We start from the raw sequence: 26,899 nt of genomic DNA on the forward strand, positions 1-26,899 counted from the left end.
GTCAGTCCCTGGTGAGTTTGCGGTAGGCAGAGCGGTTCGGCTTCGCCGCATCCGGTCCGAGTCGCGCGATCTTGTTCTCTTCGTAGGACTCGAAGTTGCCCTCGAACCAGTGCCAGTTGCCCGGGTTCTCTTCCGTGCCCTCGTAGGCGAGGATGTGGGTCGCGATGCGGTCGAGGAACCACCGATCGTGAGTGATGACCACGGCGCAGCCGGGAAACTCGAGCAGCGCGTTCTCCAGGCTGCCGAGGGTCTCCACGTCCAGGTCGTTCGTCGGTTCGTCGAGCAGCAGCAGGTTGCCGCCCTGCTTGAGGGTGAGCGCGAGGTTGAGGCGGTTGCGCTCTCCACCGGAGAGCACCCCCGCCTTCTTCTGCTGGTCTGGACCCTTGAAGCCGAACTGGGAGACGTAGCCGCGGCTCGGGATCTCGGTCTTGCCCACCTGGATGTAGTCCTGCCCGTCGGACACGACCTCCCAGAGCGTCTTGGTCGGGTCGATGCCGCCACGATCCTGGTCGACGTAGGAGATGTCGACGGTGTCGCCGATCTTCAGGTCGCCCCCGTCGAGGGACTCGAGCCCCGTGATGGTCTTGAACAGCGTGGTCTTTCCCACCCCGTTCGGGCCGATCACACCGACGATGCCGTTGCGGGGAAGCGTGAAGCTCAGCCCGTCGATGAGCACCCGGCCGTCGAAGCCCTTCTCCAGTCGCTTCGCGTCGATCACCTGGGCGCCGAGACGCGGACCGATCGGGATGACCAGCTCTTCGAAATCGAGCTTGCGGGTCTTCTCGGCCTCACTCGCCATCTCTTCGTAACGCGCGAGGCGTGCCTTCGACTTCACCTGGCGACCCTTGGCGTTGCTTCGCACCCACTCGAGCTCGCTCGACAGGCGCTTGGCGAGCTTGGCGTCCTTCTTGCCCTGCACTTCGAGGCGCGCGCCCTTCTTCTCGAGGTAGGTCGAGTAGTTGCCCTCGTAGGGGTAGAGGTGACCGCGGTCGACCTCGGCGATCCATTCGGCAACGTGGTCGAGGAAGTACCGGTCGTGAGTGACGGCGAGGACGGCGCCGTGATACTGCGCGAGGTGCTGCTCGAGCCACAGGACGCTCTCGGCATCGAGGTGGTTGGTGGGCTCATCGAGCAGCAACAGGTCCGGCTTCTGCAACAGAAGCTTGGTGAGCGCGACACGGCGCTTCTCTCCACCGGACAGATTCGCGACGGTGGCGTCTCCGGGCGGCGTGCGCAGGGCATCCATCGCCTGCTCGAGCTGAGAGTCGAGGTCCCACGCGTCGGCCGCATCGATGGCCTCCTGCAGAACGCCCATCTCGGCGAGCAGCGAGTCGAAGTCGGCATCCGGATCCGCCATCGCGGCGGAGACCTCGTTGAAGCGGTCGACCTTCGCCTTGATCTCGCCGACACCCTCCTGCACGTTCTCGAGCACTGTCTTGGTCTCGTCGAGCTCCGGCTCCTGCATCAGGATGCCGACGCTGTAGCCGGGGCTTAGTCGCGCTTCCCCGTTGGACGGGGTGTCGAGTCCCGCCATGATCTTGAGGATCGTGGACTTGCCCGCGCCGTTCGGCCCGACCACGCCGATCTTGGCGCCGGGGAAGAACGACATCGTGACGTCGTCGAGGATGAGCTTGTCGCCGACCGCTTTGCGGGCGCGGACCATCGAGTAAATGAATTCGGCCATGCGGCAAGTTTAGGCGGCTGCCCTGCGTCACCCGAACCGCCCGAGAATTGTCCGCGCAGCACGGCTCGCCCAGGCTGGGCAGGGTCTTTCGTGCCGCGCTATCGACCGATCGGGTGGGTCGTGCCGATCGCAGTCACGGGTCAGGACAGCTTTTCGAACACCAGGACTCGAGTTTCCCTCGTAAGACTACACACGCGATTCGCGCCGGGCGCCACGGTTCGTCCGCTCCGCCCGGCTGGGGCCGACGGCGGATTCGGGGACGACACGCCGGGAGCGGCGCACTGCAGACGGCGTGTTGCGAGGATCTCCGCCCGGAGACTCCGAACACGCCTCCGCTATCGCGCGACTCACCACCCTCGAGCGGCGTCGGACCCGCTCGCTACCAGTCGATCGTGCGGGTCTTGCCGATGAGGCAGAGCCCGCTCGACAGCGCCTTTTCGACCGCGCTGCTGTACCCGCCTCCGCCGTGCTGGCCGAGCAGGCAGGAGTCGCCGATCTTCACCGAGAAGAGGATGGAGTCGACTCCCCCGTTGATCGACGTCTTGTCGGGCGTCACCTGCATCGCGGCTTTGTCGAAGCCCGCGGAGACCAGTGAATCGATGATCGCTCGCCCGTTCGCTCCGCCGTTCGATGCGAAGAGCTTCGTGTTGACCGCATCGAACCAGGCCTTGTTCGCCTGCGCGGTGCCGTCGGGCCGGTAGCTCGGAGTCGGTGCGGGCGTCGCCGTGCGGCCCGGGCTGGCGGATGCCGATGCGGATGCGGGCACCGCAGTCGGCGCGGACGCGGCGGGCGAGCACCCCGCCAGGGTGACGGCCAGCAGGAGCAGCGGTGCGGCGAGCAGCATGCGGCCCCTGGCTGACATCCGGTCGACCTCCCCAGTCGCTGTGCGGGGCGGATCCCCCGTCGCGATTCTAATTCGTCCGCTTCTGCCACCACCGACACCCCCGCGCTCGACTTTCCAGTTAGTCGCCACTAACCTGTTTCAATTAGCGTCCGCTAACTGAAACGGAATGGTCGATGGAGACTCTGTCCAGCACTGCACGTGCGTCGAGTGCCGAGTTCCAGGCGAATTCGGCGGCACAGGGCGCGCTGGCGGCCGAATTGCGGGCCAGGCTGGCCGAGGCATCCCGCGGCGGCTCCGAACGAGCGCGCGAGCGCCACACCGGTCGCGGAAAGCTGTTGCCACGGGATCGGATCGACTACCTTCTCGATCCCGGCAGCCCCTTCCTCGAGATCGCACCGCTCGCCGCCTGGGGGCTCTATGACGATGAGGCTCCGGGCGCCGGGCTCGTCGCCGGCATCGGCCTCGTCACCGGTCGGCACTGCATGATCGTCTGCAACGACGCCACGGTGAAGGGCGGCACCTACTACCCGCTCACGGTGAAGAAACACCTCCGGGCGCAGGAGATCGCGGCGCAGAATCTGCTCCCCTGCATCTACCTCGTCGACTCCGGCGGCGCCTTCCTGCCCCGCCAGGACGAGGTCTTCCCGGACCGGGACGACTTCGGCCGCATCTTCTACAACCAGGCGCGGATGTCGTCGCGCGGCATCCCGCAAATCGCCGCGGTGCTCGGCTCGAGCACCGCCGGCGGCGCCTACGTGCCCGCGATGAGCGACGAGACCGTGATCGTGCGAAGCCAGGGCACTATCTTCCTCGGCGGGCCTCCGCTCGTGAAAGCCGCCACCGGTGAGGTCGTCACGGCGGAGGACCTCGGCGGCGGAGACACGCATGCCCGCCTCTCCGGCGTGGTGGACCATCTCGCCGACAACGACCAGCATGCGCTGGAAATCGTGCGGGACATCGTCGGCACCCTGCCGCCCGCCGCGCCCCGCCCGTACGATCTGCGCGCCCCGCTCCCGCCGGCTGTCGACCCGCTCGAGCTCTACGGCGTCGTGCCGACGAACCTTCAGTCGCCCTACGACGCGCGCGAGATCATCGCGAGAATCATCGATGGCAGCGAGTTCCACGAGTTCAAGAAGAACTACGGCGAGACCCTCGTCACCGGATTCGCTCACATCCATGGCCATCCGGTGGGCATCGTCGCCAACAACGGGGTGCTGTTCAGCGAGTCGGCCCAGAAGGGTGCGCACTTCATCGAACTGTGCGACCAGCGCAAGATCCCCCTGCTGTTCCTGCAGAACATCACCGGCTTCATGGTCGGGCGCGAATACGAGGCCGGAGGCATCGCCAAACACGGGGCGAAGATGGTCACTGCCGTGGCTTGCGCCCGGGTTCCGAAGCTGACGGTAGTGGTGGGCGGGTCGTTCGGCGCAGGCAACTACTCCATGGCCGGTCGCGCCTTCTCCCCGCGATTCCTCTGGATGTGGCCGGCGAGTCGCATCTCCGTGATGGGCGGCCCGCAGGCGGCCTCGGTGCTCGCCACCATCCGACGCGAGCAGGCGGAATCCAGCGGAGCGACCTGGACCGACGAGGAGGATGTCGCCTTCCGCGCCCCCATCACCGAGCAGTACGAACGACAGGGCGATCCCTACTACTCGACGGCCCGGCTGTGGGACGACGGCATCATCGACCCGGCCGACACTCGCACCGTCGTCGGCCTCGCCCTCGAGGTGTGCTCGCACGCCCCCCTGGACGACGTCTCCTACGGCGTCTTTCGGATGTGACCCGGATGCCTTCCCCCACCATGTTCGACGCCGTACTCGTGGCCAATCGCGGCGAGATCGCCTGCCGCATCATCCGCACGCTGCGCTCGCTCGGCATCCGCTCCGTCGCCGTCTACAGCGACGCGGATGCGGGGGCGCGGCACGTCTCGCTGGCGGATGCCGCGGTGCGCCTCGGCACCGCCAACGCGGCCGACAGCTACTTGAACATCCCCCGCATCGTCCAGGCCGCCCTCGACACGGGAGCCGATGCGGTGCATCCCGGCTATGGATTCCTCGCCGAAAACGCGGAGTTCGCCGAGGCGTGCGCCAGCTCCGGCCTCGTCTTCATCGGCCCGGGAGTGGAGGCCATCGCGGTGATGGGTGACAAGATCCGTGCCAAGAAGCAGGTCGCCGGGCGCGGAGTCCCGGTGGTTCCTGGTGTCGCGGATCCCGAGCTCAGCGACTCCGAGCTCGCCGCGGCAGCGCTCGCGGTGGGATTCCCGCTCCTGGTCAAGCCCTCCGCCGGTGGCGGCGGCAAGGGCATGCACGTGGTCGATGGACCGGAGCAGCTGGCCGAAGCGATCGCCTCCGCCCGACGCGAAGCGCTGTCGTCATTCGGCGACGACACGATCTTCATCGAGCGATTCGTCTCCCGCCCACGCCACATCGAGGTGCAGGTGCTCGCCGACAACGACGGCACGACGGTGCACCTCGGCGAGCGCGAATGCTCGCTACAGCGGCGCCACCAGAAGGTGATCGAGGAGGCGCCCTCCCCCCTCCTGGACGAGGCGACCCGCGCACGGATCGGCGAGGCCGCCTGTGAGACGGCCCGCAGCGTCGGCTATCGGGGTGCCGGAACAGTCGAGTTCATCGTCTCCGCAGACGCGCCGGAGGAGTTCTTCTTCATGGAGATGAACACCCGGCTGCAGGTGGAACATCCGGTCACGGAGTTGGTGACCGGTATCGACCTCGTCGAGTGGCAGCTGCGCATCGCGGCCGGCGAGCCCCTCGATTTCGGCCAGGCGGAGGTGCGCCTCGCGGGTCACGCGATCGAAGCACGCATCTACGCCGAAGACCCGCAGAGCGGGTTCCTCCCCTCGGGGGGCCGGGTGCTCGGGTTGCGCGAAGCGCGCGGCGATGGCATCCGGGTGGACAGCTCTCTCATCGAGGGACTCGACGTGTCGGCAGACTACGACCCGATGCTGTCGAAAGTGATCGCATGGGCTCCCGACCGAGACGGTGCCCTTGCTCGCCTGCGCGGAGCGCTGCGGCAGACGGCGATAGTGGGCGTCACGACGAACATCGAGTTTCTCGGACTGCTGCTCGCCGACGAGGACGTCGCGGCGGGGCGACTCGACACGGAACTGATCGGCCGCCGCCTCAGCACCCTCGACTTCGCCACCGTCGACGACGGGTTGCTCTCGCGCGCCGCACTCATCCTGTTCGCGGCTTCCGGCCGAGAAACCCCGGAGTCGCCGTGGCAGGCCAGGGACGGATGGAGGATCGGCGCTCACGCTGCGACACTCTTCCGCCTCCGAGTCTCCGGCACAGAGTCAGAGCAGGTGGTCGCGGTGTGGGGCACTCCCCAGCGGGCAACGGTGAGCGTGAACGGGCAGCCCCCGCTCACCGCCAGCATCCGACGAACCGAAGATACGGATGGCCTCGCCTGTCGCACTACCCTCGGTGGTCGATCGGTCGAATCGTGCTGGCTTTTCTGTGACGACGTTCTGTTCCTGGTCGAAGACGGGCGGTCGTGGACCATCAGTCGGGTGACCACTGCTCCTCGCGCCGCGGCGGACGCGATAGCGGTGCCAGAACTGCGCTCACCGATGCCCGGTGCCGTGGTGGCGATCGCGGTGAATGACGGCGATCTGGTCGAGGAGGGTGCGGCGATCATCGTGGTGGAAGCCATGAAGATGGAGCACGTTCTGCGGGCGACGACCGCCGGGCGGGTCGAGTTGCACGCGACGGTGGGCACCCAGGTCGCCCGCGACCAACTGCTGGCGATGGTGGTGCCGCCTGCCGCCGACTGAGGGCCACTAGAACGGTGCCTCCGGGCCCTGCACTGCCGCGCCCACCAGATCGTCCCCATCGCGTGCCTCCGTCTCATCTGGAGCGCCCGGGGTCGCGGTCGGCCAGCCGTTCTCCGGGGAGATCGCCACGGTCGTCGCGGACGGATCGGATGCCGAGGCATCCGCGCCCACCCGAGCGGAGGAATCGACGGTGCCGCTCGACAGGCCGCGGGTGAACGACGCCGTGCCCCAGGTGAGGTCGTGGCCGATGGAATCGGCATCGATCTCGATGGACGTGCCCACCTTGTCGCCGGCGGCCCAGTCCCGGATGCGGAGGCGACCGGTGACGATCACCCGCTCGCCCTTCCTGATCGAGCTGTTGGCATTGAGCGCGAGCTGCCGGAACGATGTGACGGTGTACCAGTTGGTGCCGTTGTCGACCCACAGGTTGCGGGAGCGGTCGAAGCAACGTTGCGTGGAGGCCAGCCGAAAGCTGGTGATGGGAAGCCCCTCGCCCGTGACGAGGTGATTCGGGACGGTGGCCACAAAGCCGGTGAGTGTGATGGTGTCGGTCATGCGGCAAGTGTGGTCCGGCGCCGAGGGCCGGCCGGTCCATCCCCTCGAGGACGGGGAGAACCCAGCCTCAGAGGTAGGTGTGGAGGAGTTGCCATTCGCCCCGGGCCGCGTCGTAGAGCACATCGAACATGCGGCAGTCCCCGCTGTCGGAGGTGCCCTGAAACCGCCACCCGAGCGGCATCGCGCCGGGATGGGTGATCGCCGCATAGTCGACGTCGAGGGGGGTGGGCGTATCCGTCACGCGGAAACGGCTGCCCGCCCACACGAATTGCTCCGGAATGCCCTCGGCTCCGGTCCACACCGTCACTGTCGCGCCAACCAGCGTCATCTTTCCCACCTCCGACATTCGAAACTTTGTTCGATAGTCGACTGTAGGTGACCGCGGCGCGACACGCCAAGAGGAAATTCCCCAGGGCTCAGTGCTCCCGGAACTCCGGCCACTCCGAGCCGGGGAGCAGGCTCGCGTAGAGCGCGCTTTTGGCGACATCCAGTGTCGGATAGATGCCGCGGTAGCCGGCATCCGTCATCAGTTTGAAGGTGAATCCACCCTCGACGCTGTGCACGGACCCCACGGCACCGGCCGGGCCCATCGCCACCCAACGGTTGCCCGTCAGCACGTGGGAATCAGACGTTGACTGCATTGTGTTGCTCATCATTGAGCTCCTTTTGATCACACCTGCCGATCCATGCCGGCAGGAATAGCCTAAGTCTGTGCGCTGCGATCGTCACGCTGCGTGAACTGTCAATTTCATGAACACCGAGGAGACCACCGATGCCCTCCACCCGACTCGGAGTCGTCTTCGACTACGCGGACGACTTCACCGCGAACGCGGCCGAGGTCACCGAATTCGAGCGCGCCGGCGTCGACCTCGTCACAGTGGCGGAGGCCTACTCCTTCGATGCCGTGAGCCAGCTCGGGTATCTCGCCGCGATCACCTCGACCATGACCCTCGCCTCCGGAATCCTGCCGATCTTCTCCCGCACTCCGGCCCTGCTCGCCATGACGGCGGCGGGGCTCGACTCGGTATCGCGCGGCCGCTTCGAACTGGGGATCGGATCCTCCGGAGCCCAGGTGATCGAGGGATTCCACGGAGTGCCGTTCAGCGCGCCTCTCGGCCGCATCCGCGAGAACGTGGAGATCTGTCGGGCCATCTGGCGACGTGAGCGCCTGGACTTCCACGGAGCGCTCTACACGATCCCGCTGCCGGCGAGCGAGGGCCGGGGGCTCGGAAAGCCGCTCAAGATCATCAATCAGCCTGTGCGCGAGTCCATCCCCATCTCGATCGCCGCCCTCACCCCGAAGGCCGTGGCACAGGCTGCCGAGATCGCGGACGGCTGGCTGCCGCTCTTCTACCTGCCGGAGAAGGCGGATGCCGCCTGGGGCGTTGCCCTCGCGGAGGGAAAGGCACGGCGCTCCCCCGATCTCGGGCCTCTCGACGTCACGGCTCAGATGCCGTTCTACCTCGGAGACCATCCCGACCGTGCCGTGGAGGCGTACCGACAGAATGTCGCGCTCTACGTCGGAGGGATGGGTGCCCGGGGTGCGAATTTCTACAACGATCTCGCTGTCGGATACGGTTTCGGCGACGAAGCGAGAAGCGTGCAGGAGCTGTATCTCACGGGCCGCAAAGCCGAGGCGGCAGCGGCGCTGCCGGAACAGCTCGTGTCGGGCACGGCTCTCATCGGCACCGAAGGCGAGGTGCACGCCCGTGTGGACGCACTCCTCGCCTCCGGGGTCACGACGATCTCGGTCAAGCCGCTTGCGTCGTCACGGTCGGAGCGCATCGAGCAACTCGAGGCCCTCCGCGCCATCCTGGGCTAGCGTCGCTCAGGAGGCGAGCACGTACTCCGCGAAGGACTTGCGGATCTTGTTCACCTTGGGAAGCGCCACCGCCATGCAGTAGCCCTGGCCCGGGTTCTTGGCGAAGAAGTCCTGGTGATACTTCTCGGCCTCGTACCAGGTGCCCAGCGGCGAGATCTCGGTGACGAGACCGCCATCCCAGTATTCGGATGCGCGATCGCGAGCGGTCTCGAACTGCTGCTTCTGGGCGTCATCCGCGTAGAACATGGCCGAGCGGTACTGCGTGCCGACATCGTTGCCCTGCCGATTGAGCTGGCGTGGGTCGTGCAATGAGAAGAAGACGTCGAGGATGACATCGGCCGGGATGATCTCGGGATCGAAGGTGACCTCGACCGCCTCGGCGTGGCCGGTCATCCCGGTGCAGACGGCGTCGTAGTCGGGGTTCTTGGTGACACCTCCGGTGTAACCGGAAACGACGTCGCTCACCCCGCGAAGGGTGCGGTACACCGCGTCGAGACACCAGAAACAGCCACCGGCGAGTACGAATGTTTGCATGCGAGGAGCCTACTTTCCGCTTATGGGGGTGGCAGCATCGCTGCCTCTCAAGACAACACCATGCCACCCGGCACCATTCCTCACTCACAGCCGCCTCTAGGCTTGGATCATGACCTATGTCGCCAATCCAGACCGCTACCAGTCCCTCGACTATGACCGCGTCGGCCGCAGTGGCCTGAAGCTGCCCGCCGTCTCGCTCGGCCTGTGGAACAACTTCGGATTCGATCGTCCGATCGACACGCAGCGCGCCATCCTGCGCCGCGCCTTCGACCTCGGTGTCACCCACTTCGACCTCGCAAACAACTACGGTCCGCCCGCGGGGAGTGCCGAGACCAACTTCGGACGCATCTTCGCCGACGACTTCCGCCCGCACCGCGACGAGCTCATCATCTCCACCAAGGCCGGCTACGACATGTGGGATGGGCCCTACGGGGAATGGGGATCGCGCAAGTACATGCTCTCCTCGCTCGACGCCAGCCTCGGTCGGATGGGACTCGACTATGTGGACATCTTCTACTCCCACCGCCCCGACCCGGAAACCCCGATCGAGGAGACGATGGGCGCGCTCGCCACCGCCGTCACCTCAGGTCGCGCGCTCTACGCCGGCATCTCGAACTACAACACCGAGCAGACCCTCGCCGCGTACAGAGCTCTCGCCGAGTACAAGATCCCGCTGCTCATCCATCAGCCGCGCTTCAACATGTTCGACCGCCACATCGAGACCGAGGGTCTGCTTCCGGTTCTGGATGATCTCGGCATGGGCAGCATCGTCTTCTCGCCCCTCGCCCAGGGCATGCTCACCGACCGGTATCTTCGCGGCATCCCGGCGGGTTCCCGGGCGGCAGAAGGCCGGTGGATCAACTCCGAAAACATCAGTGAGCTCTACCTCGAGCGCGCGAATGCCCTCAACGAGATCGCGAAGGGCCGCGGCCAGAGCCTCGCGCAACTCGCGCTGACGTGGGTGCTGCGTCATCCGCAGGTGACATCGGCTCTCATCGGCGCGTCGAGCGTCGCCCAGCTGGAGAACAACATCGCGGCGCTGTCGAGCGCTCCGCTCACCGACGAGGAAGTCGCCGCGATCGAGCCATTCGCGGTAGACGGCACGAGCGACCGGTAGCGGCGCCGATGTCGGCGGCCCGACCTACTGTGAACACCACACAGACAACCGGGCCGGCTGACACTCGAGGGCATCCTCGAGACGTGAAGGAACGCGCATGACCACTCTGGCTTTCACCGGCTCTCAGGCCGTCACCCGCCCCGGGCTCCACCTCGTGCAATTGCACGACGAGCTGTGGCGGGTGACGCGCCCCTCGGGCGACGTACTCGGCTACGTCGAGCAGTTCCGGGTTCGCGCGGGACTGCGCTTCCGCGCCAAACGGTTCATCGCGCGCCAGCGCCGCTTCGTGGAGATGGGCGAATTCTGGAGCATGGATGACGCGGTGGATTGTTTCGGCTTCTGATTCCCCGTCTCCGGGATCCCCGCGGTTGAACCGGTCCGAGACCAGTTGGAGACTCGCCACGAGCGATTGCTGAATGTCGCCTGTGGCCGGGTTAAAGTTCGTCCATGCAATGGTGGACCGACTTTCTCGACTGGCTCAACTCCGACGACGGTTGGCGCATCGTGTCGACAGCGGTCATCCCGTTCGTCGCGATCGTGGTGGCGGGCATCGTCGCTGCCGCGATCGGGCGCGCGTCGGCCCGCAAAGTGATCGAGCTGAGTGAGCGGGAGGTGCGGGCATCCGCCGTCACCGCTCTCATCAGCGCGGCGCGTAAGGCTGCCGTCTGGAACACACTCCCGGCCCCCGAGCAGCAGCACATCGACCACCTGATCGGCGACGCCGAGATCCGCCTGCGCCTTCTGCCGATCGCGGGCACCGCGCTCGCAGCCGACTGGTCGCGGCACGAGATCGCGGGGATGAAGCGGAACGCCATCTCGTTCAGTTTCCAGGCCGAGCAGTCCCTGCTCGTCTTCCGCGACCGCCTGATCGAATGGCAGGGTCGACCGAGCCGCGCCAAGAAGCTCTTCAAGAACGACCTCGACTCCTGGGCCTATGACTCCTCGGCGAGCGAGCAGGAACTCGTGCACCAGCAGCAGAAGTGGGCCGCCCAGCAGGTGACCGAGACGGGACCGATCACCACGGTGACGACCACCCCGTTCACGCGTCCGCCGTCGCCCGCGCCCATCCAGGCTCCGCTGGTCGAGTCCACTGCGCCCGTCGCTGCCGGAGCCGCCGCCGCTGCCACCGGAGTCACTGCCGCCGGCCTCGCCGCCGCCGCCGCCCCCGTCGCAGCAACCGTCGAGACGGAGGTAGATCCGCCGAACAGGGCGGTGCCCTCCCCCGCCGAAGCCGCCGCGGACGACGCCGCTCGCCTCGAAAGAGCTGCAGCAGGGCCCGAGGTACCCGCTGCTCGGCTGACCGAACCGAAATTCAGCTCGCCCGAAGCCGTCATTTCCGCTGAGGCCGCCGTTCCGGCTGAGGCCGCGATGCTCGCCGGCGATGAGCCGCATCCTCTCGTGGAGCCGGCCGACACCTCCTCGCATGATGTCTCTGAGGCATCCATCTTCGGAGGTAATTCGCCACAGAGTGCCGCAGAGCCGCACAGCACCACTCCGGACCCTGCCGAGTCCGCGTTTCCGGGGAGCGAGGACCCGGAGCCCGAGCACACTGAGCCCGACCACATCGAACCCTCCCCGGCCGAGGCGCACATCATCGACGGTGAAATCGTCGAGTCGGATACCGAGCCCGGGGATGCCTCGCATGATTCTGGAGGGGATGAGAACGTCGGGTCCGACGACCACAATCATGGTGACCACGAGAACACCCACGACGATCATCAGCACCACGAGCACAATCACGACGAGTGGCGCGGCTGACCCGAATCGGGCACGAAGAACAACGCACGGACTGCCGCTGGGTCCCCCCGGAGGGATTCGAACCCCCGGCCAAGTGGGTAGAAACCACACGCTCTTCCGCTGAGCTACGGGGGGAGGACGGTCCCCAGATTACTACGCGGACGTAGGTCACCCGTGGCTGCAGCGCCGCGCACCGGTTCTCGCCTGACCGTTGCCCACGGGTCTGAGGCAACGTCCGCAGCGCTGCAGTCCTCCTGGACACCAGGTCTGGACCTGTCGGACGGATATCGCTAGGGGCGCGCACAGAACCGTACGAGCGGCCATCCCCGGGATGAGCCATCCACTAGATTGAGGCGATCGAGCCCTCACCGCAGTCCCTCCCAGGTACCGGTCCGTTCGCTGCCCCGCAGCGGCCCGCTCTCCCGCCGATCGATTCCACGCGGCTGGCCGACAGCGGACTGGATCACAGCGAGGTGGCTATCCGTGTTCGCGCGGGGGCGACCAACAACGTGCCAAGTGGATCCAGCCGCAGCTTCGCGCACATCCTTCGAGCCAGCCTGTTCACCCTCTTCAACGCGGTCGTCGGCGCCGGCACCGTGGTGCTCATTCTGTTCGGCGACTGGCAGGACGGCCTGTTCGGGCTCACCGCCCTCGCCAACGTGCTGATCGGGGTGTTTCAGGAGTTCCGCGCCAAACGACTCCTGGACTCTCTCTCCCTTCTCAACGCGACCCCGGCCCGGGTCCTTCGCGGGGGCGAAACCCACGAGATCGGCACCGAACTGGTCGTGCTCGATGACCTGCTCGTGCTCCGGGTGGGAGACCAGGTGCCGGCCGATGCGGTGATCGTGAGCGAAGTCGGTCTCGAGATCGACCAGTCGCAATTGACCGGTGAGACCGCCCCGGTGGGAAAGCGGGCTGACGACACGGTGCTCTCCGGATCTGCCGTCGCCGCCGGGCACGGCACGGCCCGCGTGGTGCGCGTCGGCGCGGATTCCTACACGAGCCGACTCACCGCGGAGGCGAAGCGCTTCTCCCTGGTCAATTCCGAGCTCCGCAATGCGGCCAATCGCATCGTCCGGTGGGTGAGCTGGGGCTTGGCTCCCCTGATCATTCTCGTCATGAACGCACAGATGCACGCCGCGGGAGGGTGGGATACGGCGATCCGGTCCGGGCACTGGCGAGACGCCCTGATCGGCACGGTGGCCAGCGCGTCCAGCGTCATCCCGCAGGGCCTGATCCTCATGATCAGCATCTCTTTCGCCCTTGCAGCGGCAAAACTCGCCCAATCCCAGGTTCTGGTGCAGGAGATCGCGGCCATCGAGATCCTCGCAAGGGTCGACACTCTCTGCTTCGACAAGACGGGCACGCTGACCGACGGTGCCATCGCCTTCGATGGCACCCATGCGATTGAGACCGAGGGAGGGAAGGCTGGTGCCGAGCAAGCGGACTGGAAGGCCGTCTTGGGCTGCTTCGGTGCCGACGACGATGCCAACGCGACGGCGCGCTGCCTTCGGGCCGCCTTCCAGGCCGGAGACCTGCGGCCGAGCGGATCCGTTCCCTTCACGTCCGAGCACAAATGGAGCGCGGTGGGTATCCCACAGGGAGCCTCACGGGGCACCTGGGTATTGGGAGCGCCCGAGATGGTCTTCGCGCACCTCGACGACACGCATCCCGCCCTGCAGAAGAAACTCTCCGGCCTCCTCGCGCGGGGGCTCCGAACCCTGGTGCTCGCCCACAGCGACGATCGTCTTGGCGGTGCCGACATCGACGGCCATCGGTTGCCCGGGTCCCTGCAGCCGGTCGCTCTCGTCACCTTCGCCGAGACCATCCGGCCGGATGCGGCGGAGACCGTCGCCTACTTCCAAGCGCAGGGCGTCGCCCTGAAGGTCATCTCCGGCGACAACCCGCACACCGCCGCCACAATCGCCCGCGCGGTGGGTATCCAGCTCGAGGGATCCGGCTACGACGCGAGAGATCTCCCCGAAGACCTGGGGGCGATGGGCGAGGTCCTCGAAACAAACGCGGTCTTCGGCCGGGTGACGCCGGCACAGAAGCGGCAGATGGTTCGGGCCCTCCAGCAGCGCGGACACGTTGTGGCCATGACCGGTGACGGCGTGAACGATGCGCTGGCCCTCAAGGCCGCCGACATTGGCATCGCGATGGGATCAGGGGCCCCGGCTACGAAGGCCGTGGCCCGCATGATTTTGCTCGATGGGCAGTTCTCCCGGCTCCCCAGGGTGGTCGCGGAAGGGCGACGCGTGATCGTGAATATCGAGCGAGTGTCAAAACTGTTCCTGACCAAGACCACCTACGCCGTCCTGCTCTCGATCGCGGTGGGGGTGCTGCTCTGGAGGTTCCCCTTCCTGCCCCGCCAGTTCGCCCCGACCGACGGCCTCACCATCGGAATCCCGGCGCTGCTTCTGGCACTCGCCGGTCAGCAGAAGCCGTACCGGCCGGGTTTCCTGCGCCGCTCACTGAGGTTCTCACTCCCGGCCGGAGCAGTGACCGCGACGGTGATCGTGGTGGTGCTCGCATTCGCCCGCGTCTCGGGAGAATATTCGTCCAGCGAGATGTCCACTGCGGCAGCGATCGCTCTGTCCATCGTGGGATTCTGGGTGCTTGTGGTCTCGGCACGCCCTCTGACCGCCCGGCGTTACGCCCTGTTGGCCACCATGGTGACCGTGCAGGCCGCCTGCTTCCTCGTGCCGCTGGTGCGCACATTCCTCGCCTTCACGCTGCCGACCGGACCGCTGCTTTCGGTCTCGTTCGGAATAGCGGCGACCGGCTGCATCGCCGTCGAGATCGTTTTCAGGCTGACCTCGCGAAGAGCGCCACTCAGCGTTGTCCCGCCGCGACTGTAGCCTCCGTTGGCGCACCGGGATCCGTCGACGCTGTGTGCTTGTGCGCGCGACGGTGCGACGGCCACCAGAAGAAGTCCTTCGTGATGAACACCATCGCCGGCACGAGAACGGTGCGGATCACGAGGGTGTCGAAGAGCACCCCGATGCAGACGATCACTCCGATCTGGGTGAGCGCCACCACCGGCAGCACCCCCAGCACCGCGAACACCGCGGCGAGCAGGATACCGGCGCTCGTGATCACCGCACCCGTCGACGACAGCGCGCGGATCATCCCCTCTGAGGTGCCGTGGAGTTCCCGCTCCTCCCGCGCTCTGGTGGTGAGGAAGATGTTGTAGTCCACACCGAGCGCCACGAGGAACAGGAAGGCGAACAGGATCACATTGGTGTTGAAGGCGGGGAAGCCGAGCAGGTGGGTGAAGATCCAGTTGGCCGCGCCGAGGCTCGCGAAGAAGGTGGCGAGCACGCTCGCAATCAAGAGCACGGGCGCGATGAGCGACCGGAGCAGGATGGCGAGGATGGCGAACACGATCGCCAGGATGATCGGGATGATGAGGTCCTGATCGCGCTGTGAGGTGGTGAGGCTGTCGAGCGCCGTGGCATCCCGTCCCCCGACGATGGTCTCTCCCACCGCGCCGGATTCGTCGGCGTAGGCCGAGCGGAGCTTCGTGATCGTGGTGAATGCGGCGTCGCTTCCCGGCGCGCTGGTGAGGGACACGTTGAGCTGGGTGAGGCCGTTGGCGCTCTCCCCCGGGGTGACGGAGTCGACGCCGGAGACGCCCTTCGCGATCGAGGTGGCATCTGCCGCCGCATCCTCGGGGGTGAGCACGGTCGTCTGGCTGGTGAGGCCGGCCGAGAAGGACTTGTCGACGATCTTCTGGGCGACCACCGACTCCGGGTTGCCGAGCAACTGCTCGGTCTGTGACAGACCGACGGAGAAGCCGGACAGCCCGAGGGTCAACACCCCCACGACGGCAACGGAGAGCACCGTGATGATCACCGGGCGGTGCGAGACTCCGCGGCCCAGGCGGGTCCAGAAGCCGTCCTTGACCACGGCGGATGCCTCCCGCACCCGTGGTACGAAGGGCCAGAACAGTCCGCGACCGCACACTACGAGCGCTGCGGGAAGCACGATGAGGGCGAAGAGGATGGCCACGACCACACCGATGGCGCAGGCGAAGCCCAGGGCACGGTTGCCCGCCAGCTCCGCGAAGAGCAGGGTGATGAGGCTCAGCGCCACGGTGCCGCCGCTGGCCGCGATCGCCGGTCCGGCGCTCTTCACCGCGGTGAGCATCGCGACCGAGCGATCCTCGATCTTCAGCAGCTCCTCCCGGTAGCGCGCGACGAGCAGCAGGGCGTAGTTAGTGCCAGCGCCGAAGACCAGCACCGAGAGGATGCCGCTGACCGAGGCATCCAGCGTGATGCCGAAGGGCTTGGCGAGAGCGGTGACGACGGCCCCGGCGAGACCGTCCGCGGTGCCGACGACGGCGAGCGGCACGATCCAGAGCACGGGGCTTCGGTAGGTGACGATGAGCAAGACCGCTACGACGATCACGGTGACGAGAAGCAGTTTGAAGTCTGCGCCGGCAAAGGCGTTGGTGATGTCGGCCTGAAACCCGACGCCTCCGGTGAGATAGCTGTCGAGCCCGGCCGGCAGGTTCTTGGCCGCGGCTGTCCGCAGCGAGTCGGCGGTGCCGGCGACGTCTTTGTCGACGGCTTTCACGCTGAGCGGCACGACCGAGATGGCCGCCTTGCCATCGTCGCTGAATTGCGGGGCGGTGGCCCGGGGAGCGGTGGAGAGCTCGCCGAGGGCGGTCGCCCGGGATGTGATCGCACCGCGGTCCGCGGCGGTGAGCGTCGAGTCGCCTCGGCTCCAGACAAGGATCGCCGCGGTCTGTTCCGCGGAAGGGAACTTCGCCAGCGCCGCATCCACCCTCGCGGCCTGGCTGCTCGACGGGAGGCCGGTACTGGGGAAGCTGTCGCCGGAGTTCTTGGGCAGAAGCGAGAAGAGCAGGCCGACCGCGACGATGGTGCCGACGAGCACGATCCAGGCCGTCCGTCGTCCGCTGATGAAACGCCAGATCGCGGTCACGATTCCTCCACATCGGTCGGTAGCTAGTCTATTTAGCTATCACATCGTTTAGCATGTCTGTTATGGAAGATTCGCGCAAGTCGAGGGTGCCGATTGCGCCAGAGGTTTCCGGTGACGTCGCCGCCGAAGCCGTCGCTTCTCAGCTGATCGCGGAGCAGCTCCGCGAGATCTCCGCGCTATCGACCCGATTCCAGAGGCACGTCGGACAGTCTCTGTCCGTCAACGACACCGACCTGTCGGCGATGGAGCACCTGATGACGAACGGACCGCTCACCCCCACAGACCTCTCGCATCGCCTCGGGATCTCGACCGCGGCCACCACGGTCATGGTCGACCGGCTCACCGCTCTCGGTCATGTGCATCGAGAACCGCACGCCCACGACCGGCGAAAGGTCGTCGTGGTGCCGACGCCGGCATCCGTCCAGGAGGCCTTCGCGACGCTCGAGCCCATGATCTCGGGGGTGTCTCGGGTCACCGCAGCCCTTCCGGCGCAGGACAGCGCAGTGGTGACGAGGTTCCTCTCCGAGGTCATCGGAGTGTTCCGACAGGCGATCCCCACGGCGGACTGAGTCGAACTCAGACCGCTTTCGCCAGGGCGACGAGCACCTGGTCGAGGCTCGGGGCTCCCTCGGCGCGAAAGACCTCCGCGCCATCCGCGTCGAGCACGATCACCGTCGGAGTCGAGCGGATGCCCGCCCGTTCAGCCTCGTCGCCGTGAGCTGCGACATCCAGCTCGGCGATCTTCAGCGAAGGAACGAGCTTCGACGCCTGGTCGAGCACGGCTCTGGTCTGGATGCATGGGTCGCAGAAGGCCGAAGAGAAGAAGAGAAGCTGCACGGCGGGAACCGACTACTGGCGGTCGCCGCGGTCCTCCGGTGCATCGAAGGGCTCGCTGTCCTTCGCATCGAAGGTGTAGTTCACGTGGTACTGGCCACCGACCTCGGTGAAGTCGACCAGGGTGTAGTCGGTGAGGGTCTCTTTGCCTCCGACCGCGGTGAGCACCGTGATCTCGGTGTCGAAGCCCCCGTCGGTGGAGATGCGGGTGTCGGTGCGCCCGTCATTGGGACCGCCCGAGTAGATGGCGATGTATTCGTCGCCGTGGGAAAGGGTCGGTTGTGCGTCAGTCATGCTCCATTAGTACCACGGCCGGGTGGCAACCTCAGAAGAAGGAGAGGATCGCGGCCGCGGCCGAGGCCGCCGCGATCAGGTAGGCGATGCCCACGATCACCCGATGCACGGTGAGAAACCGGCTCGCCGAGCCCGACGCATCCCGTGCCCGGCTGTCTTTCGCCACCCGCCGGTAGAAGGTGGGCCAGACGATCACGGCGAACGCGGCGTTGACGAGGAGCAGGATGGCGAGGAGGGTCACAGCCTCCAGCCTAGGGTCGTGACGGATGCCGGCTCGCAGGGCCCAGAGCGGACATCCTCACCGACCGCGGCGTGTCACGGGCGCCAGGCGGCGTGTCGTGCGGGATCTGCGCTCTCGGACGCAGTGAACCGCGGCAGCTCCGGCACGTCCGCTGCCTGCGTGCATCCGCGCCCTCACCCGTCTCCCGTCCACAGCTATACATAGACGAGCTATATAGTTTGGCTATATACTTGGTGGATGCTTGAAACACAACGCCCCCTCGTCGAGAAACTGATCGTGCAGGCCAACCGCCTCACCCGCGTCGCCGCGCAGGCCACCGGGAGCACGACACCCGCGTCCGTCTGGCGCACCCTGTCGATCCTGGCGAGCGATGGCTCATACCGCATCGGGGATCTCGCGAAGGCCTGCCGCGTGACGCAGCCGACCATGACGAAACTGATCCAGCACCTCGCGGAAGACGAGCTGATCTACCGGATAGCGGATGTCGCAGACTCCCGCGCCTGGCTGATCGCGATCACCGACAAGGGCACGACAGCCCTCGACGCGTGGCGCACCGAACTCGGCGAGGCGCTTCAGCCGATGTTCGCCGATCTCTCCCCCGACGAGACGCAGATCCTCGATCGCGCCGTCGCCATTCTCGAATCACGAACCAACACCGCACGAAAGGTGGCCTGACATGGCACACGAAAAAACCGCCGGAGCGAGCATCCTCAGGCAGCCGAAAGAGGTCTGGGCCGTCGCCTTCGCCTGTGTCGTCGCCTTCATGGGTATCGGGCTCGTCGATCCCATCCTTCCCGCGATCGCCCACGAACTGTCGGCGACCGCGGCCCAGACCGAGCTCCTCTTCACCAGCTATCTCCTGATCACCGGCGTGATGATGTTCTTCACCAGCTGGATCTCCAGTCGAATCGGCGCCAAGAAGACGCTGATGATCGGCCTGGCCTTCATCGTCGTGTTCGCGCTACTCGCCGCACTCAGCGGCAGCGTCGAGGCCGTCATCGGCTTCCGCGCCGGTTGGGGTCTCGGCAACGCTCTCTTCATCTCGACGGCGCTCGCAACCATCGTCGGTGCCGCGAGCGGTGGCACCTCGTCGGCGATCATCCTCTATGAAGCCGCCCTCGGCCTCGGCATCGCCATCGGTCCCCTGCTCGGCGGGCTGCTCGGCAGCGTGAGCTGGCGCGGACCGTTCTTCGGCACCGCCGCACTCATGGCGATCGCCTTCGTCGCGATCGTCGTGCTGCTCGGCAAGGAAGACAGGTCCGCCCGGGTCCCCACGAAGTTCTCCGCCCCGTTCCGCGCGCTCGGGAACCCCGCCCTCGCGATCCTCGCCGGTGCCGCACTGTTCTACAACATCGGATTCTTCACGCTGCTGGCCTGGACCCCCTTCGCGCTCGAGCTGCCCAAGGAGAGTGCCGCGCTCCAACTCGGTCTCATCTTCTTCGGTTGGGGACTCTGTGTCGCCATCGCGTCGGTGTGGATCGCCCCGTTGCTCACGGCACGGATGAAGCGCACAACCGCGCTCACCGTCGTGCTTCCGCTGCTCACCCTCGACCTCGTGGCGGCGGGCATCTGTGCGGGCAGCAAGCTCGGACTCATCGTCTGCGTGGTACTCGGCGGCCTGTTGCTCGGCATCCTCAACACGGTTCTCACCGAATCCGTGATGGAGGCGACCGAATTGCCGCGCTCGGTGGCGTCATCCGCCTACTCCGGCGTGCGGTTCCTCGGCGGGGCGGCCGCTCCGCCGCTCGCCGCCCAGCTCGCGATCTGGTTCAGCCCCTCGGTGCCGTATTACGTCGCCGGAGGATCCGTGCTCATCGCCGCAATCCTGGTGCTCTCCGGGGTGCGCTTCCTCGGCCGCGCGAACAACGGGCCGGAACCGCTTCTCGCCGAGGCCGAATCGATCGGGGTCGGCGAGCTCGCCTGATCCCCCCTCACTGCCGATGCCGGCCCGGCCCCGAGCCGCCGGCATCGGTACCCGACGATAGAATTCACGGATGCCAGCAAACACCGACCGCCTCGTCTGGATCGATTGCGAAATGACGGGGCTCGATGTCAGCATCGACGAGCTCGTGGAGGTCGCGGTGGTCATCACCGACTTCGACCTCAACATCATCGATCCCGGCTTCGAAATCGTGATCAAGCCAGACCAGGCCGCCTGGGACAACATGGGCGAGTTCGTGCGCGACATGCACACCAAGTCGGGCCTGATCGAGGCGATCCCCCACGGTGTGAGCCTTGCGGACGCCGAGTTCGCCGTGATCGAGTACATCCTCAAGTTCATTCCCGCGGAGCAGCACGCGCCGCTCGCCGGCAACACCATCGGCACCGACCGCACCTTCCTCGCCAAGTACATGCCGCGCGTCGACAACCACCTGCACTACCGCAATGTGGACGTCTCGTCGATCAAGGAGCTCTCCCGGCGCTGGTTCCCCCGCGTGTACTTCAACGCACCGGCCAAGAACGGCGGGCACCGTGCACTCGCCGACATCCTCGAATCGATCCGCGAGCTCGACTACTACCGCAAGGCCGTGTTCGTGGCGGAGCCCGGACCAACTACCGACGACGTTCAGGCGGTCTCCGCAGCGGTCGTGGAGAAGTTCCTGCCGCACCTCTCCTAGCGAGCAACGGGCCTAGCAAGCGACGGGCCTAGCGACCGCCCGGCCCAGCACCGACCGGCCCAGCATCCGACGGCCCGGCATCCGACGGCCCGATTCGCTCGCTCCGATGCCGCGGCAGCAAAACTTCTACGGGTGTAATAAGCTTGTCGAGTTGTGTCGGTCGCGAATCATCGTGGACGGCACGCATGGTGGTCGTAGCTCAGTTGGTAGAGCGCTGGCTTGTGGAGCCGGATGTCGCGGGTTCGAGCCCCGTCGGTCACCCAGGGAGTTGCACGGTGTGCAGCAGAGCAATGTGTGAAGAGAATGGCCCCGCGGAAACGCGGGGCCATTCTGCATGTGTGAGGGTTGACCTATGACCGATGTCCTCGAGCAGACCGAGCTGGTCGAGTCGACCGTGCTCGACTCGCCCTGGGTCACCATCGTCTGGAACGACCCGGTCAACCTCATGAACTACGTGTCGTGGGTGTTCCGCAGCTACTTCGGTTTCACCCGCGCAGAAGCGGATCTGCGGATGCTCCAGGTGCACAATGACGGACGAGCGGTGGTCGCCACCGGCAGCCGCGAGGAGATGGAGCGCCACGTGGAGGCGATGCACGACTTCGGGCTCTGGGCCACCCTCGCCAAGGCGGACGAGTGAAGGCCTTCCGCCGCTCCCGCCACCAGTTCGTCGCGGTCTTCGAGCCGGTCGAGGCTGAAACCCTCTCGCTCCTCGCCAACCAACTCGCCGAGCTGGTCGGCTCTCGCGCGGACCACGACTCCGATCCGGCGCTCGCGCGGCTGCTTCCGGACGCGTATCCGGACGACGTGGAGGCATCCGCCGAATTTCGCCGATTCACCGCCGACGACCTGGCCTCCCGCAAGAGCGCGAACGCCCGTCGAATCGTCGCCGACCTCGCAACCGCAGCCCGCGCCAGTTCGCCGACCGCGGTGAAGGTCGATGCGCAATCGGCGCAGGCCTGGGTGCGGTCGCTCACGGACATCCGGCTGACGATCGCGGCGCGGCTGGGCATCGAGGCTGACGGCGATCTCGGGTCGGAGGATCCGGTGCTGCTCGATCTCTACGACTGGCTCGGCTTCGTGCAGGGCTCTCTCGTCGACTGCCTGGACCACTGATGCAAGAGTTGGACGCGGCAGAGTTCGAGAAGCTGGTGGTCGACGAGCTGGACCTGTTGCCCGACGAGATGGTCGACGGTCTCGAGAATGTCGTCTTCGTGACCGAGGACAGGCCGGAGGACGGCTCTCTCGACCTCCTGGGGCTCTACGACGGCGTCGACCTCACCCGGCGCGGCAACTACGGCTTCGGGGAGCTGCCGGACCGCATCATCCTCTACCGGGAGCCGCTGCTCGCCGTGGCCGGGGACCTCGAGGAGCTGAAGGACCAGATCCACGTGACCCTGGTGCACGAGATCGCGCACTACTACGGAATCGACGACGACGAGCTGCACGACCTCGGGTGGGGCTGAGGTTCGCGGAACACTCTCGAGCAGTCCTTGGCCTGCCGGCGTCCCGAGGCCGTCGGAAGTAGGCTGCGGATCAGCCGAGCGCGAGCGGAAGCGTCTCGTCGGCAGACCACTCCTCCAGCGAACCGTCATAGATTCGCACGGCGGAGATGCCCAGTTCGACGAGCGTGAGCGCGTTGGCGGATGCTGAGATACCTCCGCCGCAGTAGAGCAGCACCTCCTCTGCGCCGGTCACGCCCTCGGCCGCATAGGCCTCGCGCAGGGATTCGTCGCTCTTCACGGTGCCGTCAGCGGAGAACAGGTCGCGCGAGGAGACATTCACGCTGCCGGGGATTCGCCCGCGACGGGAGTACCGCGAGGGGGCGGAGCCGGTGAAGCTGCTCGCGGGCAGCCCGCAGACCAGGGGGCGGGCATCCGATTCGGAGCGCTGGATGAGCTCCTCCTTTGTCACCCACGACTCGAGGGTCGCCGCGGGAGTCCACGCCGGCACGGCCGGCGGCACGGGCTCCTCCCCTGTCGCTGTCGGTTTGTGCGCCGCGCTCCAGGCCGCGAGGCCCCCATCCAGCACGCGCGCGTCGACACCGATCCAGCGCAGGAGGTACCAGAGGCGGGCGGCGAAGAGCCCCCCGGTCGTGTCGTAGACCACGACGGCGTCCGCGGCGCCGACACCGATGCGGGCCAGTTCGCTCGCGATCGCCGCGGGGGAGGGGTGCGTGTAGTGAAGGGTCGCTGCACTGTCAGAGAACTGACTCGGCACGTCGACATGCTGCGATCCCGGGATGTGCTCGTCGAGCCAGAGCGGCCGTCCAGAGTCGCGCCGGTAGTCGCCATCGAACTGCGCCGGGTGCAGCACACAGCTCGCGTCGAGGACAACCGGCGGGGCCGGGGAATCGAGCAGGGCGGAGAGTTGGACGGCGGTGATGAAAGGCGAAGTCATAGCAATGACGCTAGCCCGTCGACCAGCCGCGCGACGTCCTCGTCGCGGAGAACGAGGTCGGCCAGGCGCCAGGGATGCTCACGACGGCCGAAAGAGCGTTCCTGCGCGGCCCAGCGGTCCCAGTGCGGAGCGTAGGTGTCACCGTCCCGCGCCAGCGCACGGTGCTTGCGCGTCGGGGCGTCGAGTTCGACCCAGATGCCGAAGCTGGCGCGGGCGCGATTGGCGCGGCTGAGGCATCCGGAGCCCTCGATCACCAGCGGGAGCGCGGCGTCCAGCGCGTGCCATTCCGCCGCGGTGTCGGCTACCCAGTCCCAGCGACGCCACCTGGGACCGATCGGGGCGAGCACGTCGTCGTGAACCGCACGGGACGCCGCTTCCAGCCCGTCCCAGCCCGGATAGAGCTCGTCGAGTCGCACGAGCTGGGCGTCGAGGGCGGGAGCGAGGGCTTGGGCGAGAGTTGTCTTGCCGGAGCCGGAACCGCCATCGATGAGCACTACCGGGCGGGGTGCCCGGCGGAGTCGAGCCACGAGGGCTGGCGCGCTAACGCCTGGGCCGTCAGGCCCCGGCAAGGAAATTCCAGTGCCCGGTGACTACCGAGGTGCCGACCGCGGCGAGCGCGATCAGCAAGGACAGCGCCACGAGTGCCCACTCGCGCCCGCCGAACCGGGACTCTCGTGCCCAGCTGCGGGGTATCGACGAACCGAAGCCCCTGGCCTCCATCGCGGTGGCGAGCTTGCTCCCGCGCCGGATCGAGAGCACGAGGAGCGCGAAGGCCTGGCCGGCGAAACGGCGCAACCGCCCGCGGTCGGCGATCCCCCGCGCGCGGCGCGCGAATTCGAGCGACTTCCAATCCTCCGCGAACAGACCTACGAGACGCAGTCCGCCGAGAGCGCCGAGCACGAATCGGGAGGGCAAGCGCAATACCTGCGCGAGCCCGTCGGCGAGATCCGTCGGATCGACAGTGACGAAGAGAACGACGGCGGGAAGGCCGATGGCGAGCACCCTCAACAGGGTGGCCACCGACAGTTCGATCGACCCGTCGGTCACATTCACCAGCAGGAAGCGCCAGTGGCTGGTGCCGGAGGCTCGCCCGTAGAGCAGGATGGTGCCCGCCGCGAAGAGCGCCGCCACCGCCACCGGCAGTGTCCTCTTCACGAACTGGCGCGGCCCGAGCCCGGCGAAGAAGAACAGCACAGCCTCGAAGGCGAGCGCGACGGATGCCGAGACCCAGTCGATCGACAGCACGAGCGCGATGCCGATCACCGCGGTCGCGGCGAGTTTGGCGACCGGATTGATGCGATAGATCGCCCGGGTGCCGGCCGGCGGGGTGAGGATGTCGGCAGTCGTCATCGAGGCACCCTCGACTCGAGCAGGTGTCCGGCCCGCGACATCCGCAGTTCGGTGTCGGCGAGGGCGTCGACCAGGTACGCATCGTGGGTGACGGCGACGACGCTGCTGCCCTCATCGAGGAGTTCGGCGAGGAATGCGACGAGTTCGGCCCAGGTGCGCGCATCCTGCCCGAAGGTCGGTTCATCCAGCACGAGGAGCGGCGGTCGGGTGACGAGAACCGTCGCAACGGACAGCCGACGCTTCTCGCCGCCGGAGAGCGTGAACGGATTCGCCGCGGTGAGGTGCCCGAGACGGAGTCGTTCGAGCAGGGGATCGATGCGCCGAGCCGACTCCTCGGCTGAGAGTCCGATCGCTCGCGCCCCGACGGCGAGTTCGCCGGCGACCGTGCCACTCACGAACTGGTGCTCCGGATCCTGGAACACGCTGCCGATGCGGGTCACCAGCTGACGGGACTTCCAGCGCAGCGGATCGGTGCCGAGACCGCCGGCGAGGCCATCGGCCGTCACTCGCCCGACGAGCGCCGGCAGCAGTCCTCCGAGCGTGAGCCCGAGAGTGGTCTTGCCCGTTCCGTTCGGGCCGGTGATCGCCAGGCACTCCCCCGCTCGCACAGACAGGGCGAGACCGGACTGAAGCGCCGAGGCGCGGCCGATAGTGAGGTTCTCGGCGTGAAGCAGCGGCTCGCCCGGCCGTCGCTCGCGGTTCGGATGCTGCGGCAGGTGGCCCGGAACCCATACTCCCGAGGCGGCGAGAGCCGCTCCCTCCCGGCGCAACACATGCTCCGGCGCGCCATCGGCCAGGACTCCCCCGCCCGGCGAGAGCACGACCACACGATCCACCAGGGGCCACCACACGTCCACGCGGTGTTCGACCACCACGAGGGTACTGCCGGTGGCTTCGAGCACGCGCGCCACGGCATCCCTCACCTCGATCACCCCCTCGGGGTCGAGATTGGCCGTCGGCTCATCGAGCAGCAGAAGGCCCGGTCTCATCGCGATCACCCCGGCGAGCGCGAGCCGCTGTTTCTGCCCGCCGGAGAGTCCGCTGGTGGGATGCCGCAGCGGCAAGGGCAATCCGACCGCCTGCAACGCCTGCTCCACCCGCACCCAGGTCTCCTCGCGCGGCACGCCCATGTTCTCGCAGCCGAAGGCGACATCGTCGCCGACTCTGGCGAGTACGACCTGCGAATCGGGGTCCTGCAGCACGAGCCCCACGCGTCCGCGAGCCTGCGCCGCAACGCCGCCTCCGATGAGCAGCTCCCCAGCGGATTCGCCCTCTTCATCACCTCCGAGCACCCCGGCGAGCGCCTGCACGAGGGTGGACTTTCCCGCCCCGGACGCCCCGAGCAGCAGAACCCGTTCGCCAGGCTCGACGCGCAGGTCGAGCTCGCGCACCGCCCAGTCCGCCCGACCGGCATGGCGCCATCCCCATCCCCGGGCGTCGACACTGAGCGGCGTCGCGGGGGTGAGGGGAAGTGATGCCATGGGTCTGGTCAGCGAGCCGCGACGCGGCCCGACGCAAAGCGGCTGAGCGCACCGGTGCGCGCGAGCCCGCGCACGATGAACCACGAGCCGAGCCCGGCGATCACGGCGCCGGAGAGGATGCCGGAGACGGTATAGATGGCCTGGAATGCGGAACCGGAGGCCAGGTAGTAGCCGACGATGTCGTTGACCGCCATCGCGAGCCCCGCCGCGGCTCCGGCCAGCATGGCCACCACCACGTTCCAGCGGTGGTAGAGGAAAACCAGGAAGATCAGTTCCGCCCCCAGTCCTTGTGCGAGGCCAGCCTCGATGGTGGCGAAACCACCCCACTGCGCACCGAGGAGTGCCGAGACGACAGCGGCGACGAGTTCGGTGAACAGTGCGGCGCCGGGCTTTCGGATGACGAGACCGCCGAGCACTCCGGCGAAGAGCCAGAGTCCGTAGAAGAGGGCCTGGGATCCGGGAAGCACGGCCTCGAGCGGAGCGGTCACCGGGGCATAGACCTGGTTCCAGGCGAAGAAGACCAGTGCGCTGGCCACGCCGAGCACGCTCGCGACGACGATGTCCACCACCCGCCAGCGCGGTTCGATGCGTCGAGCGGTCGGGCGGGAGGATGTTGCGGTTGCGTTCATGGTCGTGCCCCAATCGTGA

Annotated in this window: 29 protein-coding genes and 2 tRNA genes; 15 read left to right on the forward strand and 16 right to left on the reverse strand. The window is 67.2% G+C overall.

The features are described 5' to 3' along the window. Position 1 precedes the first annotated feature (1 nt). The gene (gene ettA, locus F1C58_RS10270) at positions 2-1,684 is read right to left on the reverse strand and encodes an energy-dependent translational throttle protein EttA (protein ID WP_185201021.1); all 1,683 of its coding nucleotides are present in this window, start codon (positions 1,682-1,684) and stop codon (positions 2-4) included. A 379-nt stretch (positions 1,685-2,063) separates the two neighbouring features. Further along, the gene (locus F1C58_RS10275) at positions 2,064-2,546 is read right to left on the reverse strand and encodes a hypothetical protein (protein ID WP_185201022.1); all 483 of its coding nucleotides are present in this window, start codon (positions 2,544-2,546) and stop codon (positions 2,064-2,066) included. A 155-nt stretch (positions 2,547-2,701) separates the two neighbouring features. On the opposite strand from F1C58_RS10275, the gene F1C58_RS10280 reads away from it, so the two are divergent. After that, positions 2,702-4,309 carry a carboxyl transferase domain-containing protein gene (locus F1C58_RS10280; protein ID WP_185201023.1) on the forward strand — a complete coding sequence of 536 codons (1,608 nt, stop codon included), beginning with the start codon at positions 2,702-2,704 and terminating at the stop codon, positions 4,307-4,309. Between the two features lie 5 nt (positions 4,310-4,314). Continuing rightward, positions 4,315-6,321: an acetyl/propionyl/methylcrotonyl-CoA carboxylase subunit alpha gene (locus F1C58_RS10285; protein WP_255461066.1), complete on the forward strand. Its 2,007-nt coding sequence runs from the start codon at positions 4,315-4,317 to the stop codon at positions 6,319-6,321. Between the two features lie 6 nt (positions 6,322-6,327). Here F1C58_RS10285 and F1C58_RS10290 read toward each other — a convergent pair whose 3' ends face one another. The 3 genes from F1C58_RS10290 to F1C58_RS10300 all read right to left on the reverse strand — a co-directional run bounded on the left by F1C58_RS10290 (position 6,328) and on the right by F1C58_RS10300 (position 7,532). Continuing rightward, on the reverse strand, positions 6,328-6,876 hold the full coding sequence (locus tag F1C58_RS10290; RefSeq protein WP_185201024.1) for a single-stranded DNA-binding protein: 549 nt from the start codon (positions 6,874-6,876) through the stop codon (positions 6,328-6,330). 67 nt (positions 6,877-6,943) lie between these two features. Further along, positions 6,944-7,204 (reverse strand): hypothetical protein, encoded by a 261-nt coding sequence (locus tag F1C58_RS10295; protein ID WP_185201025.1) that lies wholly within the window; start codon positions 7,202-7,204, stop codon positions 6,944-6,946. An 88-nt stretch (positions 7,205-7,292) separates the two neighbouring features. Continuing rightward, the gene (locus tag F1C58_RS10300) at positions 7,293-7,532 is read right to left on the reverse strand and encodes a methyltransferase (RefSeq protein WP_255461067.1); all 240 of its coding nucleotides are present in this window, start codon (positions 7,530-7,532) and stop codon (positions 7,293-7,295) included. Positions 7,533-7,648: 116 nt separating this feature from the next. Between F1C58_RS10300 and F1C58_RS10305 the strand changes: the two genes are divergently transcribed. Further along, positions 7,649-8,698 carry an LLM class F420-dependent oxidoreductase gene (locus tag F1C58_RS10305; RefSeq protein WP_185201027.1) on the forward strand — a complete coding sequence of 350 codons (1,050 nt, stop codon included), beginning with the start codon at positions 7,649-7,651 and terminating at the stop codon, positions 8,696-8,698. 6 nt (positions 8,699-8,704) lie between these two features. Here F1C58_RS10305 and msrA read toward each other — a convergent pair whose 3' ends face one another. Continuing rightward, the gene (gene msrA, locus F1C58_RS10310) at positions 8,705-9,232 is read right to left on the reverse strand and encodes a peptide-methionine (S)-S-oxide reductase MsrA (protein WP_185201028.1); all 528 of its coding nucleotides are present in this window, start codon (positions 9,230-9,232) and stop codon (positions 8,705-8,707) included. Between the two features lie 109 nt (positions 9,233-9,341). Here msrA and F1C58_RS10315 point away from each other — a divergent pair, with 109 nt between their 5' ends. The 3 genes from F1C58_RS10315 to F1C58_RS10325 all read left to right on the forward strand — a co-directional run bounded on the left by F1C58_RS10315 (position 9,342) and on the right by F1C58_RS10325 (position 12,107). Further along, complete coding sequence (locus F1C58_RS10315; protein WP_185201029.1) at positions 9,342-10,349, forward strand: aldo/keto reductase; 1,008 nt, start codon at positions 9,342-9,344, stop codon at positions 10,347-10,349. Between the two features lie 97 nt (positions 10,350-10,446). Continuing rightward, positions 10,447-10,692 (forward strand): hypothetical protein, encoded by a 246-nt coding sequence (locus F1C58_RS10320; protein WP_185201030.1) that lies wholly within the window; start codon positions 10,447-10,449, stop codon positions 10,690-10,692. Between the two features lie 104 nt (positions 10,693-10,796). Continuing rightward, on the forward strand, positions 10,797-12,107 hold the full coding sequence (locus F1C58_RS10325) for a hypothetical protein (protein WP_185201031.1): 1,311 nt from the start codon (positions 10,797-10,799) through the stop codon (positions 12,105-12,107). A 42-nt stretch (positions 12,108-12,149) separates the two neighbouring features. Here the strand turns inward: F1C58_RS10325 and F1C58_RS10330 are convergent. Continuing rightward, positions 12,150-12,221: transfer RNA gene (locus F1C58_RS10330), tRNA-Arg, on the reverse strand. A gap of 338 nt (positions 12,222-12,559) precedes the next feature. On the opposite strand from F1C58_RS10330, the gene F1C58_RS10335 reads away from it, so the two are divergent. Continuing rightward, positions 12,560-14,947, forward strand: a complete 2,388-nt coding sequence (locus F1C58_RS10335; RefSeq protein ID WP_185201032.1) for an HAD-IC family P-type ATPase — start codon at positions 12,560-12,562, stop codon at positions 14,945-14,947. Here the strand turns inward: F1C58_RS10335 and F1C58_RS10340 are convergent. Continuing rightward, the gene (locus tag F1C58_RS10340; protein WP_185201033.1) at positions 14,922-17,036 is read right to left on the reverse strand and encodes an MMPL family transporter; all 2,115 of its coding nucleotides are present in this window, start codon (positions 17,034-17,036) and stop codon (positions 14,922-14,924) included. The genes F1C58_RS10335 and F1C58_RS10340 overlap by 26 nt on opposite strands. Before the next feature lie 62 nt (positions 17,037-17,098). Between F1C58_RS10340 and F1C58_RS10345 the strand changes: the two genes are divergently transcribed. Beyond that, complete coding sequence (locus tag F1C58_RS10345) at positions 17,099-17,605, forward strand: MarR family winged helix-turn-helix transcriptional regulator (RefSeq protein ID WP_255461068.1); 507 nt, start codon at positions 17,099-17,101, stop codon at positions 17,603-17,605. 7 nt (positions 17,606-17,612) lie between these two features. Here the strand turns inward: F1C58_RS10345 and F1C58_RS10350 are convergent, their stop codons facing one another. Genes F1C58_RS10350 through F1C58_RS10360 form a run of 3 tightly spaced genes read right to left on the reverse strand, consistent with a single transcriptional unit; the run spans position 17,613 to position 18,405 of the window. Beyond that, on the reverse strand, positions 17,613-17,873 hold the full coding sequence (locus F1C58_RS10350) for a co-chaperone YbbN (protein WP_185201034.1): 261 nt from the start codon (positions 17,871-17,873) through the stop codon (positions 17,613-17,615). A gap of 12 nt (positions 17,874-17,885) precedes the next feature. Further along, positions 17,886-18,164 (reverse strand): oligoribonuclease, encoded by a 279-nt coding sequence (locus F1C58_RS10355; protein WP_185201035.1) that lies wholly within the window; start codon positions 18,162-18,164, stop codon positions 17,886-17,888. Between the two features lie 31 nt (positions 18,165-18,195). Beyond that, positions 18,196-18,405, reverse strand: coding sequence for an SCO4848 family membrane protein (locus tag F1C58_RS10360; RefSeq protein WP_185201036.1), 210 nt, complete (start codon positions 18,403-18,405; stop codon positions 18,196-18,198). Between the two features lie 237 nt (positions 18,406-18,642). Here F1C58_RS10360 and F1C58_RS10365 point away from each other — a divergent pair, with 237 nt between their 5' ends. The 7 genes from F1C58_RS10365 to F1C58_RS10395 all read left to right on the forward strand — a co-directional run bounded on the left by F1C58_RS10365 (position 18,643) and on the right by F1C58_RS10395 (position 22,486). Further along, complete coding sequence (locus F1C58_RS10365; protein WP_185201037.1) at positions 18,643-19,080, forward strand: MarR family winged helix-turn-helix transcriptional regulator; 438 nt, start codon at positions 18,643-18,645, stop codon at positions 19,078-19,080. A gap of 1 nt (position 19,081) precedes the next feature. Further along, positions 19,082-20,329: an MFS transporter gene (locus F1C58_RS10370; protein ID WP_185201038.1), complete on the forward strand. Its 1,248-nt coding sequence runs from the start codon at positions 19,082-19,084 to the stop codon at positions 20,327-20,329. 70 nt (positions 20,330-20,399) lie between these two features. Beyond that, positions 20,400-21,023: an oligoribonuclease gene (orn, locus tag F1C58_RS10375; RefSeq protein ID WP_185201039.1), complete on the forward strand. Its 624-nt coding sequence runs from the start codon at positions 20,400-20,402 to the stop codon at positions 21,021-21,023. A 188-nt stretch (positions 21,024-21,211) separates the two neighbouring features. Beyond that, positions 21,212-21,284: transfer RNA gene (locus tag F1C58_RS10380), tRNA-His, on the forward strand. 91 nt (positions 21,285-21,375) lie between these two features. Continuing rightward, positions 21,376-21,660: an ATP-dependent Clp protease adapter ClpS gene (gene clpS / locus F1C58_RS10385; protein WP_185201040.1), complete on the forward strand. Its 285-nt coding sequence runs from the start codon at positions 21,376-21,378 to the stop codon at positions 21,658-21,660. Then, positions 21,657-22,136, forward strand: a complete 480-nt coding sequence (locus F1C58_RS10390; protein ID WP_185201041.1) for a DUF2017 domain-containing protein — start codon at positions 21,657-21,659, stop codon at positions 22,134-22,136. The genes clpS and F1C58_RS10390 overlap by 4 nt, the downstream gene beginning before the upstream one ends. Continuing rightward, the gene (locus F1C58_RS10395; RefSeq protein ID WP_185201042.1) at positions 22,136-22,486 is read left to right on the forward strand and encodes a metallopeptidase family protein; all 351 of its coding nucleotides are present in this window, start codon (positions 22,136-22,138) and stop codon (positions 22,484-22,486) included. Before F1C58_RS10390 ends, F1C58_RS10395 begins: the two co-directional genes overlap by 1 nt. A 70-nt stretch (positions 22,487-22,556) precedes the next feature. Here the strand turns inward: F1C58_RS10395 and F1C58_RS10400 are convergent, their stop codons facing one another. From F1C58_RS10400 to F1C58_RS10420, 5 genes are read right to left on the reverse strand one after another with little or no spacing between them, the layout of a single operon-like run. Then, the gene (locus F1C58_RS10400) at positions 22,557-23,420 is read right to left on the reverse strand and encodes a sulfurtransferase (RefSeq protein ID WP_185201043.1); all 864 of its coding nucleotides are present in this window, start codon (positions 23,418-23,420) and stop codon (positions 22,557-22,559) included. Continuing rightward, positions 23,417-23,947, reverse strand: a complete 531-nt coding sequence (locus F1C58_RS10405) for an ATP-binding protein (protein WP_185201044.1) — start codon at positions 23,945-23,947, stop codon at positions 23,417-23,419. Before F1C58_RS10405 ends, F1C58_RS10400 begins: the two co-directional genes overlap by 4 nt. A gap of 28 nt (positions 23,948-23,975) precedes the next feature. Then, positions 23,976-24,770, reverse strand: a complete 795-nt coding sequence (locus tag F1C58_RS10410) for an energy-coupling factor transporter transmembrane protein EcfT (protein WP_185201045.1) — start codon at positions 24,768-24,770, stop codon at positions 23,976-23,978. Beyond that, a complete protein-coding gene (locus tag F1C58_RS10415; protein WP_185201046.1) occupies positions 24,767-26,251 on the reverse strand; it encodes an ABC transporter ATP-binding protein in 1,485 nt (494 codons plus the stop codon). Before F1C58_RS10415 ends, F1C58_RS10410 begins: the two co-directional genes overlap by 4 nt. 8 nt (positions 26,252-26,259) lie before the next feature. Further along, entirely contained in the window at positions 26,260-26,880 is a 621-nt protein-coding gene (locus F1C58_RS10420; RefSeq protein WP_185201047.1) for an ECF transporter S component, read from the reverse strand. Between the last annotated feature and the right edge of the window lie 19 nt (positions 26,881-26,899).

It is taken from the genome of Glaciihabitans sp. INWT7 (genome assembly GCF_014217685.1).
Lineage (GTDB): Bacteria > Actinomycetota > Actinomycetes > Actinomycetales > Microbacteriaceae > Lacisediminihabitans.